Source organism: Streptomyces sp. NPDC058401, from assembly GCF_042722885.1.
In the GTDB taxonomy this organism is placed as follows: domain Bacteria; phylum Actinomycetota; class Actinomycetes; order Streptomycetales; family Streptomycetaceae; genus Streptomyces.
The window spans coordinates 21204-31758 of record NZ_JBHXKA010000097.1 but is presented as its reverse complement, the minus strand read 5'-3'; the positions used below and the strand labels follow the sequence as shown (position 1 = coordinate 31758).

Sequence of the window (10555 nt, the reverse complement as noted above, 5' to 3'; positions counted from 1 at the left end):
CCCGCCGCCTACACCACCGACGCCTTGATGCCCGCCCCCGACAGGACCCTCGACAGCCGGTCCGCCACCGTCCGGTCGCCGCCCCGGATGCTCGGCGCCGCGGGGCCCGCGGCGAGCGCCTTCTTCAGGTGGGTCAGCGAGGTGTCGTACAGCGAGGCGAACTCCCGCTTCTGGTTGTCCTTCTCGGTGGGCGGGCCGCCCATCTGGACGTAGAAGATCTCGTACAGCGCCACCATGTCGCCCGCCCGGTGGTTCAGGAGGGCGGCGAGGAAGGTGGACTTCAGGTTCAGGTACGAGTCGTTGGCGTAGAGGGCGATCACCGGGCCCGGCCGGTCCTTGAGGTCCCGTTCGACGAGCGCCCTGGCGGGCGGGCCCATGTCGCTGCGGCTCCCGCCCTTGGCCCACTTGATCAGCGGGCTCTGGTGGAAGGTCGAGGTGGTGTTCAGCCGCTCCGCGAAGCTGGTCCACCCCGAGGGGATCCCGAACTGCACGCCGCCGAACAGCGCGAGCGCGGTGCCCGCCGCGAGCCCGGACTGCAGCAGCCGTTCCGTCCGGCGGCGCCGGGGGGAGCCCTGGGCCTGTTGCCCGGGCGTCAGCAGGAGCCCGACCAGGCCCAGCGAGATCAGGCTGATCACCAGTCCGCCGGCGGCCAGCTTCTCGAAGTAGTACGAGAGGTAGCCGAGGGTCTTCGTCTGGTAGATGCCGAAGAGGGTGAGGACCGCCATCGCGCCGATGACCAGGACCAGCATCACCTGTCCGGTGGCGGTGCGCCGGTTCGACCGCAGGGAGGCGGCCAGCAGGGCCGCCAGGGCGCATCCGATGAGGACCGGGCGGTCGGGGACGACCATCGGGCCGGCGAGGTTGGAGGTCTTGGAGACGTCCAGCTTGGTCAGCACGGAGAAGATGCTGGGCAGTCCCGCGAGCAGGGTGCCGGCCGCGAGGGCCGTGAGGAGCAGACCGCGGCGGGGGGCGAAGCGCCGCCGGTGGACGACGAGGACCGCGGCCAGGCCGAGGCCGAGCAGGGCCCCGTAGAGGTTGTAGACGAAGGTGACGGTCACCAGGCCGGCCACCGCGACGAGGGCGAACTCGACCCGGCCCATCGCGGGCCGCACGAGCAGCGCCAGTCCGACGGCGAGGAAGAGCAGTCCGACGATCTCGGAGTCGAACCCCCGGTCGACGAGGGTCGACATGGTGCTGGTCGCCATCACCGTCGCCACGGTGACGCAGACCGCCGCGGCGCGCCAGCCGCGCAGGCGCGGGCCGCCGATCCAGCGGGCGGCCCAGACCAGGAGGGCGCAGAGCAGGGCGTAGGCGCCGATGACGTACAGGAGGTACCGGTTCATCATCTCGGCGGTGGGGCCGCCGTCGGTCGAGGACTTCACGAGGACGTCGGTCCACGCCAGCAGGAAGTGGGTGCCCTGCGGGTAGACGGCCTCCGCGGGGGTCATCATGAACGCCTTGGCGGCCTCCTGGTGGAGGAAGTTGTAGCCGCCCACGTGGTGGATGCCGTCGAAGTACGAGAAGTGCCCCATCCGGTCCTCGGACGTGACGAAGAAGGCCAGCCGCTCGGTGATCGACTTACCGGCGAGCGGGTGGTGCATGTAGTGCCAGACCGCCCCGAAGGTGCCGAGCACCAGCGCGTCCGTGCCGCGCAGCCGCAGCGGGATGTGCGGGCGGCGGCCGGACAGCCAGCCGCAGACGGACACCACGGTCAGCAGGAATCCGGCGCCGGGGACCGGGGACAGCCCCCACGGCCAGACGGAGAAGAGCAGTCCGAAGGCCATGACGGCGCCGCAGAGGAGGAAGCCGGAGACGACCAGACGGTCGAGCAGTCCGCCGCCCACCCGGATCAGGGAGGCGATCGCCAGGACCAGGACGGGGATCAGCACCACGTCCAGGCTGAGCGCGTCGAGGAGCAGCGGCAGGGCCCAGGAGAGGGCCAGGGCCGCGGCGAGGACGGGCCAGCGCCGCTGTGCGGGGGTCCCGGCGGGGCCGCCGGGTGCTCCCGTCCGCGGGTTCTCGGCGTTTCTACGGGTCAAAAGGGCAGGGCGGGTCGCCACGGGAGACGGGAACCTTCCATCGTGCGCACGGGAGCCGGATGAGGGGCCTGGACTTCGCGGCCCGATCCGGCCATGTGCGGCCCGGCCAATCAATCCCCCAACGGCGGAGTCTTCGGATCATAACGCGGGGAGGGGGCCGAACGAGGTACGGCCCGCCCCGTCCCGGTGGGGACGCGGACGGGCCGTACGGGCCTGGCGGCGGTCCTCGCGGCCCCGGGGGGCCGGTGCGGACCGGGTCTTCCGGCGCCGGAATTCGGGACGGAAGTCCCGGCCGGGGCGATCAGAAGACGGACTCGGCCTCGTACATGCGGTCCTCGGGGACCGTCTTCAGCTCGGTGACGGCGTCGGCCAGCGGGGCCATGACGATGTCGGTGCCGCGCAGGGCGGTCATGTTGCCGAAATCACCGCGGTGGACGCCCTCGACCGCGTGCCAGCCGAAGCGGGTCGCGAGGACGCGGTCGTAGGCGGTGGGGGTGCCGCCGCGCTGGACGTGGCCGAGGATGACCGGGCGGGCCTCCTTGCCGAGGCGGCGCTCCAGCTCGACGGCGAGGCGGTTGCCGATGCCGGCGAAGCGCTCGTGGCCGTACTGGTCGATCGCGCCCTTCTCGTACGGCATGGAGCCCTCGCCGGGGTGCGCGCCTTCGGCCACGCAGATGACGGCGAACTTCTTGCCGCGGGCGAACCGTTCCTCCACCATCTTGACCAGGGCGTCCACCTCGAACGGGCGCTCCGGCAGGCAGATGCCGTGGGCGCCGCCGGCCATGCCGGACTCCAGGGCGATCCAGCCCGCGTGCCGGCCCATGACCTCGACGACCATGACGCGCTGGTGCGATTCGGCGGTGGTCTTGAGGCGGTCGATGGCCTCCGTGGCGACCATGACGGCGGTGTCGAAGCCGAAGGTGCGGTCGGTGGAGGAGATGTCGTTGTCGATGGTCTTCGGTACGCCGACGACGGGCATGCCGGCGTCCGACAGCATCCGGGCGGCCGTCAGGGTGCCCTCGCCGCCGATCGGGATCAGGGCGTCGATGCCGTAGCGCTTCGCCAGCTCGACGGCGTTCTCGGCCGCTTCGTGGAGGCGGGCGCGCTCCATGCGGGCGGATCCGAGGATCGTGCCGCCGCGGGCGAGGATGCCGCTGACCGCGTTGATGTCGAGGGGGCGGTAGTTGCCGTCGAGGAGGCCCTTGAAGCCGTCCTCGAAGCCGATGACCTCGTCGCCGTGCCCGACCACGGCACGGTGTACGACCGACCGGATGACAGCGTTCAGGCCCGGGCAGTCGCCGCCTGCGGTGAGAACTCCGATACGCATCGTGCTGTGTCTCCTGCTCCTGGTCGTACGTGGCTGTTCGCGTGCGGGCGTCCAGCCAACGCGACATATGAGGTGCCATATGAAGGGCATATTGATGAAGCCTGTCCGATTGTTCCACGGGCCCCGGGGGGTACGCGCTTCGTGACCCGCCACCCGCGGGGGGCCCGCAGGGCCTTTCGGCCCCTTGCTTCAGGCCCTTGTCCCGGCGGGCGTCCTAAGGAATCACAGGGGTATTGTCAAGAGGTCAAGCCCACATTTACTGGGACAACCGACTCGAATTGGGACGGAGAGCACGCGTGACGCGCAGCGTGTACGTGACGGGGATCGAGCGGGGGGACGGCCGCCAGGTCGTCGAGCTGGGCATCATGGAGCTCCTGACCCGCCAGACAGGCCGGGTGGGCGTGTACCGCCCCCTGTTGCACGACGGGCCCGACCGGCTCTTCGACCTCCTCAAGGGCCGGTACCGGATCGAGCAGGACGCCTCCACGGCCTACGGCATGGAGTACCACGAGGCCTCCGCCATCCTGGCCGAGAAGGGCACCGACGAACTCGTCTCCCAGCTCGTCGGCCGCTACCACAAGGTGGCGCGCGACTACGAGGTCATGCTGGTCCTCGGCACCGACTACGCCGACACCAACCTCCCGGACGAGCTGGCGCTCAACGCCCGCCTCGCCAACGAGCTGGGCGCACTGGTCATCCCCGTCGTGGGCGGCACCAAGCACCCCGCCGAGGCCGTGCGCGCCGAGACCCGCAACGCCTACCGCGCGTACGCGGCCCTGGGCTGCCACGTGGGCGCGATGGTCGTCAACCGGGTCGCCGCCGAGGACCGCGACGTGATAGCCGAGCGCCTCGCCGCCCGGCTTCCCGTGCCCTGCTACGTCCTGCCGGACGACAAGCACCTGTCCGCCCCGACGGTCGCCCAGATCACCCGGGCGCTCGGCGGCGAGGTCCTCCTCGGCGACGAGGCCGGACTGGCCCGCGACGCCCTGGACTTCGTCTTCGGCGGAGCGATGCTGCCGAACTTCCTGAACGCCCTGACCCCCGGCTGCCTGGTCGTCACCCCCGGGGACCGCTCCGACCTGGTCATCGGCGCGCTCGCCGCGCACACCTCCGGCACCCCGCCGATCGCCGGCGTACTGCTGACGCTGAACGAGCGCCCCGGCAAGGACATCCTGACGCTGGCCTCCAAGCTGGCCCCGGGCACCCCGGTGGTCTCGGTGGCGGGCAACAGCTTCCCCACGGCCGCCGAACTCTTCTCCCTGCAGAGCCGGCTCAACTCCGCGACCCCGCGCAAGCTGGAGAGCGCGCTCGGCCTGTTCGAGCGCCACGTGGACACCGCCGAGCTGCGCGAGGTGCTCTCGGTGGCCCGCTCCGAGCGGGTCACCCCGATGATGTTCGAGAACCAGCTGCTGGAGCAGGCCCGCTCCGAGCGCCGCCGCGTGGTCCTCCCCGAGGGCACCGAGGAGCGCGTGCTGCGCGCCGCGGACGTGGTGCTGCGCCGCGGGGTCTGCGACATCACCCTGCTGGGCGAGGAGCAGGCGATCCTGAAGAAGGCCGCCGACCTGGGCATCGACATCTCGGCCGCCCAGCTCATCGACCCGGCCACCTCCCCGCTGCGGGAACGGTTCGCCGAGTACTACGCCAAGGCCCGCGCCCACAAGGGCATGACGGTCGAGCTGGCCCACGACGTGGTCACCGACGTGAACTACTTCGGCACCCTGATGGTCCAGGAGGGCCTCGCCGACGGCATGGTCTCCGGCTCGGTGCACTCCACCGCCGCCACCATCCGCCCGGCCTTCGAGATCATCAAGACCAAGCCCGACGCCTCCATCGTCTCCTCGGTCTTCTTCATGTGCCTCGCCGACAAGGTCCTCGCGTACGGCGACTGCGCCGTGAACCCGGACCCCAACGCCGAGCAGCTCGCCGACATCGCCGTCCAGTCGGCCACCACCGCCGCCGCGTTCGGCCTGGAGCCGCGGATCGCGATGCTCTCGTACTCGACCGGCACCTCCGGCTCGGGCGCCGACGTGGACAAGGTCCGCAAGGCCACCGAGATCGTCCGCGCGCAGCGCCCCGACCTGCTGATCGAGGGGCCGATCCAGTACGACGCGGCCGTGGAGCCCTCGGTCGCCGCGACCAAGCTGCCCGAGTCCGAGGTGGCCGGCCGCGCGACGGTGCTGATCTTCCCCGACCTCAACACCGGCAACAACACGTACAAGGCCGTGCAGCGCTCGGCCGGCGCCGTGGCGGTCGGACCGGTCCTGCAGGGTCTGCGCAAGCCGGTCAACGACCTCTCGCGCGGCGCCCTGGTCCAGGACATCGTCACCACCGTGGCCATCACCGCGATCCAGGCGCAGGGCGCTCCGGCCCCCACCGCCTGACCCGCCCCACCGAGCCCCCCACCGCAAAGGAAAGACCCTCATCGTGACCGCATCGCGCGTACTCGTCCTCAACTCCGGCTCCTCGTCGGTGAAGTACCAGCTGCTCGACATGGCGGACTCCTCCCGCCTGGCGGTCGGCCTGGTGGAGCGCATCGGCGAGGAAACCTCCCGGCTCAGCCACGAGCCGCTGACCGGCCCGGGCGCCGCGGGCGGCAAGCGCGTGACGGAGGGTCCGATCGCCGACCACGCGGCGGCGCTGCGGGCCGTCTCGGCGGAGCTCGCCGCCGACGGGCTGGGCCTGGACTCCCCCGAGCTGGCCGCCGTGGGCCACCGGGTGGTGCACGGCGGGACCAAGTTCACCCACCCGACGCTGATCGACGACGCCGTCCTGGCCGAGATCCGCGCCCTGATCCCGCTCGCCCCGCTGCACAACCCGGCGAACGTCACCGGCATCGAGGTGGCGCGGGAGCTGCGCCCCGACCTGCCGCAGGTCGCCGTCTTCGACACGGCCTTCCACTCGACCATGCCGGAGCACGTGGCGCGGTACGCGATCGACGCCGCGACCGCCGACAAGTACTCCATCCGGCGGTACGGGTTCCACGGCACCTCGCACGCCTACGTCGCCCGGGCCACGGCCCGGCTCCTCGGCAAGGCCGAGGAGGACGTGAACGTGATCGTCCTCCACCTGGGCAACGGCGCCTCGGCCTCGGCCGTGCACGGCGGGGTCTGCGTGGAGACCTCCATGGGGCTGACCCCGCTGGAGGGCCTGGTCATGGGCACCCGTTCGGGGGATCTGGACCCGGCGGTCGTCTTCCACCTGGCACGGGTGGGGGGCATGTCCATCGACGAGATCGACTCGCTGCTCAACAAGAAGAGCGGTCTGCTGGGTCTGTGCGGCGACAACGACATGCGCGAGGTGCAGCGGCGGGCGGCGGAGGGCGACGCCTCCGCACGGCTGGCGCTGGCCTCGTACATCCACCGTCTGAAGAAGTACATCGGTGCCTACTCGGCGGTCCTCGGCCGGGTGGACGCGGTCGCCTTCACGGCGGGAGTGGGCGAGAACTCCGCCGAAATCCGGGAGATGGCCCTGGCCGGCCTGGCCGAACTGGGCCTGGCGCTCGACCTGGAGGCGAACTCGGTTCGGTCCCCCGAGCCGCGCCTGGTGTCCGCGGAGTACGCGCGGGTGGCCGTGGCCGTGGTCCCCACGGACGAGGAACTGGAGATCGCCAGCCAGACGTACGCGCTGGTTACCGGGTAGTCACTTTGGACTTTCCGCCAGACGGAATATTCCGCTACGAAACAAACCGATAGGATCCGCTCCATGCGCCGTTCCAAAATCGTCTGCACGCTGGGCCCCGCCGTCGACTCTTACGAGCAGCTGAAAGCTCTCGTAGAGGCCGGTATGAACGTGGCCCGATTCAACTTCAGCCACGGCTCCCAGGCAGAACACCAGGAGCGGTACGACCGCGTCCGGAAGGTCTCCGAGGACACCGGGCGCGCCGTCGGCGTCCTCGCCGACCTCCAGGGCCCGAAGATCCGCCTGGAGACCTTCGCCGAGGGTCCCGTCGAGCTCGTCCGCGGTGACGAGTTCACCATCACCACCGAGGACGTCGCCGGAGACAAGTCGATCTGCGGCACGACCTACAAGGGTCTGCCGGGCGACGTCTCCAAGGGCGACCAGGTCCTGATCAACGACGGCAACGTCGAGCTCCGGGTGACCTCGGTCGAGGGCCCCCGGGTCAAGACCATCGTCATCGAGGGCGGTGTCATCTCGGACCACAAGGGCATCAACCTGCCGGGTGCCGCCGTCAACGTCCCGGCCCTCTCCGAGAAGGACATCGACGACCTCCGCTTCGCCCTGCGGATGGGCTGCGACATGGTCGCCCTCTCCTTCGTGCGTGACGCGAACGACGTCAAGGACGTCCACAAGGTCATGGACGAGGAGGGCCGCCGGGTCCCCGTCATCGCCAAGGTCGAGAAGCCGCAGGCCGTCGCCAACATGGAGGGCGTCGTCGACGCCTTCGACGCGGTCATGGTCGCCCGTGGCGACCTCGCCGTCGAGTACCCGCTCGAGAAGGTCCCGATGGTGCAGAAGCGCCTCGTGGAGATGTGCCGCCGCAACGCCAAGCCGGTGATCGTCGCGACCCAGATGATGGAGTCGATGATCACCAACTCGCGCCCGACGCGCGCGGAGGCCTCCGACGTCGCCAACGCGATCCTCGACGGCGCGGACGCGGTCATGCTGTCCGCCGAGTCCTCGGTCGGCGCCTACCCGATCGAGACCGTCAAGACGATGTCGAGGATCGTCGAGGCGGCCGAGGAGGAGCTCCTGTCCAAGGGCCTGCAGCCGCTGGTCCCGGGCAAGAAGCCCCGCACCCAGGGCGGCTCCGTCGCCCGCGCGGCCTGCGAGATCGCGGACTTCCTGGACGGCAAGGCCCTGGTCGCCTTCACCCACTCCGGTGACACCGCCCGCCGTCTGTCGCGCTACCGCACGAACCAGCCGATCCTGGCCTTCACCACCGACGAGGGCACCCGCAACCAGCTCACCCTGAGCTGGGGCGTCGAGTCCTACGTCGTCCCGCGCGTGGACAACACCGACGCCATGGTCGACCTGGTGGACACGGAGATGCTCAAGCTCCAGCGCTACAACAACGGCGACACCATGATCATCACGGCCGGCTCGCCCCCCGGCGTCCCGGGCACCACCAACATGGTCCGGGTCCACCACCTGGGCAGCGGCGCCCGCGACTGATCTCGCACCCGCCGTACCGTGCTTGAACTCTGCCGCACAGAGACCGAGGGCGGCACCCCCGATCCGATGAGGATCCGGGGTGCCGCCCTCGGTGCGTGCGGCCGCGCGAGGCCGTACGCGTCTACTCCGCCGGGCCGATGTAGTTCTTGAGGCCCGGGACGGTCAGGGTGCCGCCGAACTGGCCGGCCTGGACGACCTTGACGTTCGTGAAGAACGCGAACGGGACGTTCAGGGGCGGCGGGCTCTTCGGGGTGAACTCGATCGGGATCAGCCCGAAGAGGTTGCCCTTGAGGCTCTCGGTGTACATCGTCACCTTGGCCCCGCGGATCTTCGAGGTGGACCCCGGGCGGGACTTCAGGTGGGCGATGTGCGGGTTCTTGCCGACCGTCTGGTAGAGGTCCTTGATGTCCAGCGAGTCCGCGGTGAACTTCAGGACCGTCTTGGTCTTGCCGCCCGCCGTCTTCACCTCGACGATGCCCTCGTAGTCGAGGCCGTAGAGGGTCAGCAGCGAGCTGTCCAGGTACCAGGGCTCGTCCGGGAGCAGCGGGATGCCCTGCTCCAGTTCCGCGGCGGCCAGCGCCTTGGCGTCGTAGGTCGGGCACGGGAAGGGTTCCTTCCCGTCCTTGCCCTTCCCGTCCTCGCCCTTGGCGCCCTCGCCCTTGGCGCCCTCGTCCTCCGTCGCCGTTTCCGGCACCGGCTTGGGCTTCGGTTTGGTCGCCGTGCCCGTCTCGTTCTTCGGGGTGGTCGCGGTGCCCTTGACCTCCTCGGAGAGCTCCGAGACGGTGACGCCCGCCGTCTTCGCGGCGTCGCGGATCGCGGCCGCGGCCGGGTCCGGAGCGGGCGCGGCGGTCGCGGTCTTCGGGGCGGTGGACGGGGCCGGGGCGCCCGTGAGGGGCTTGCCGAGCTCGTTGACCAGGCCCTTGATCGCGTCGCCGACTCCCAGCGGGTCCAGCGGGTTCGCCGCCTTGGCCGGGGGGACCGCCGCCGGCATGAGGCCGGGCTTCTCGGCGGGCTTCGACGCGGGCCCGGTGGCCGACGGGCTCACGTTCGGCGAAGGCACCGCGGCGGGCGACTTGCCCGGTGCGGGAGTCGTCCGAGGGGTCTTCGAAGGAGTCTTGGACGGTGTCTTGGAAGGCGTCTTCGCCGACGGGGAGGCCGATTCCGCGGGCTCGTCGGACCGCGTCACGCACGGTCCGGGCGCGAAGGGGATCTCCTTGTCGTCGGCCACGGCCAGTTTCGGCGCCATGCTCATGCCGACGAAGACCGCGGTCGGCATGGCCGCCAGGGCCATCGTCTTGCCGACGGGTATCTGGATCTTGGTCAGCAGCGACTTCCTGGGCGCCGCGTGGCGCGGGCCCTTCCTTTCACGGGACTCCGCACCCGGAGCCTCGCCCCGTTGCGTTTCGTCACCCCGCACTGTTCCTCCCGCCATCGGCGTGGGCAGTCGTCTCGCTCGCGTATGCCGTCGTTTCCGTCTCGCGCTGCCCCGGGAAGGCCTGGGGGATCGTCTGCTGCGTCTCCTGCGGCAGCGAACCGCCCGCGTCCTTGCCGAGGTCCACGGCCTGTGCCTGCACGGGCTGTGCCTGTACGGTCTCGGCCGGCCCGCCCGGCACCCAGGCCAGCGCGAGGCCGCCGCCGACCAGCGCGAGGGTGAACCCGACGCCGAAGCCACCGAGGTTCGACACCGGCAGGGACACCAGCGCCAGCAGGATCGCGGCGACTCCGGCGAAGATCCGGATGCCCTGCTGGAACCAGAGCGCGAGGCCCAGGGTGACCAGCAGGACGCCGATGATCAGTGAGCCGGCGCCGGCCGTCGTCGCCATCGCGAAGGTGACGTTGCCGAGTCGGACGTCCGCGTACGGGATGTAGCCGATCGGAAAGCCACCGAGGAGGGTGACCAGACCGGCCCAGAAGGGGCGGCGACCGCTCCAGGCGTGGAAGTAGTAGTACGCCACAGTGAGCCAGGCGTCGTCTTCGGCGCGCACGTAAACCGGGGCCTGGGGGTTCATGGACAACAGCTCCCTGGAAACGGGTGGTACGGAGAACGTTGTGGAGC

The 10555-nt window shown here is 70.7% G+C and carries 7 protein-coding genes; 3 read left to right on the top strand and 4 right to left on the bottom strand.

From position 1 onward, the window contains the following. Nucleotides 1–8: 8 nt before the first annotated feature. Both ACFWNV_RS28715 and ACFWNV_RS28710 read right to left on the bottom strand, forming a co-directional pair. A complete protein-coding gene (locus ACFWNV_RS28715; RefSeq protein ID WP_383952625.1) occupies nt 9–2039 on the bottom strand; it encodes a hypothetical protein in 2031 nt (676 codons plus the stop codon). A gap of 301 nt (nt 2040–2340) precedes the next feature. Continuing rightward, complete coding sequence (locus ACFWNV_RS28710) at nt 2341–3366, bottom strand: ATP-dependent 6-phosphofructokinase (RefSeq protein ID WP_383952623.1); 1026 nt, start codon at nt 3364–3366, stop codon at nt 2341–2343. Nucleotides 3367–3662: 296 nt separating this feature from the next. On the opposite strand from ACFWNV_RS28710, the gene pta reads away from it, so the two are divergent. From pta to pyk, 3 genes are all read left to right on the top strand, one after another. Next, nucleotides 3663–5747, top strand: coding sequence for a phosphate acetyltransferase (gene pta, locus ACFWNV_RS28705; protein WP_383952621.1), 2085 nt, complete (start codon nt 3663–3665; stop codon nt 5745–5747). A 43-nt stretch (nt 5748–5790) separates the two neighbouring features. Next, the gene (locus ACFWNV_RS28700; RefSeq protein ID WP_383952619.1) at nt 5791–7005 is read left to right on the top strand and encodes an acetate/propionate family kinase; all 1215 of its coding nucleotides are present in this window, start codon (nt 5791–5793) and stop codon (nt 7003–7005) included. 63 nt (nt 7006–7068) lie between these two features. Then, nucleotides 7069–8499 carry a pyruvate kinase gene (gene pyk, locus ACFWNV_RS28695; protein ID WP_383952617.1) on the top strand — a complete coding sequence of 477 codons (1431 nt, stop codon included), beginning with the start codon at nt 7069–7071 and terminating at the stop codon, nt 8497–8499. Nucleotides 8500–8620: 121 nt separating this feature from the next. On the opposite strand, the gene ACFWNV_RS28690 is transcribed toward pyk, so the two are convergent. After that, nucleotides 8621–9916 carry a hypothetical protein gene (locus ACFWNV_RS28690; protein ID WP_383952615.1) on the bottom strand — a complete coding sequence of 432 codons (1296 nt, stop codon included), beginning with the start codon at nt 9914–9916 and terminating at the stop codon, nt 8621–8623. Next, nucleotides 9906–10508 (bottom strand): DUF6114 domain-containing protein, encoded by a 603-nt coding sequence (locus ACFWNV_RS28685; RefSeq protein WP_383952614.1) that lies wholly within the window; start codon nt 10506–10508, stop codon nt 9906–9908. The genes ACFWNV_RS28690 and ACFWNV_RS28685 overlap by 11 nt, the downstream gene beginning before the upstream one ends. Nucleotides 10509–10555 lie beyond the last annotated feature (47 nt).

Excerpts from the sequence above, each read along its gene's own strand:
- ACFWNV_RS28710 (WP_383952623.1), bottom strand. The coding sequence starts at position 3,366 with ATGCGTATCGGAGTTCTCACCGCAGGCGGCGACTGCCCGGGCCTGAAC.
- pyk (WP_383952617.1), top strand. The coding sequence starts at position 7,069 with ATGCGCCGTTCCAAAATCGTCTGCACGCTGGGCCCCGCCGTCGACTCT.
- ACFWNV_RS28685 (WP_383952614.1), bottom strand. The coding sequence starts at position 10,508 with ATGAACCCCCAGGCCCCGGTTTACGTGCGCGCCGAAGACGACGCCTGG.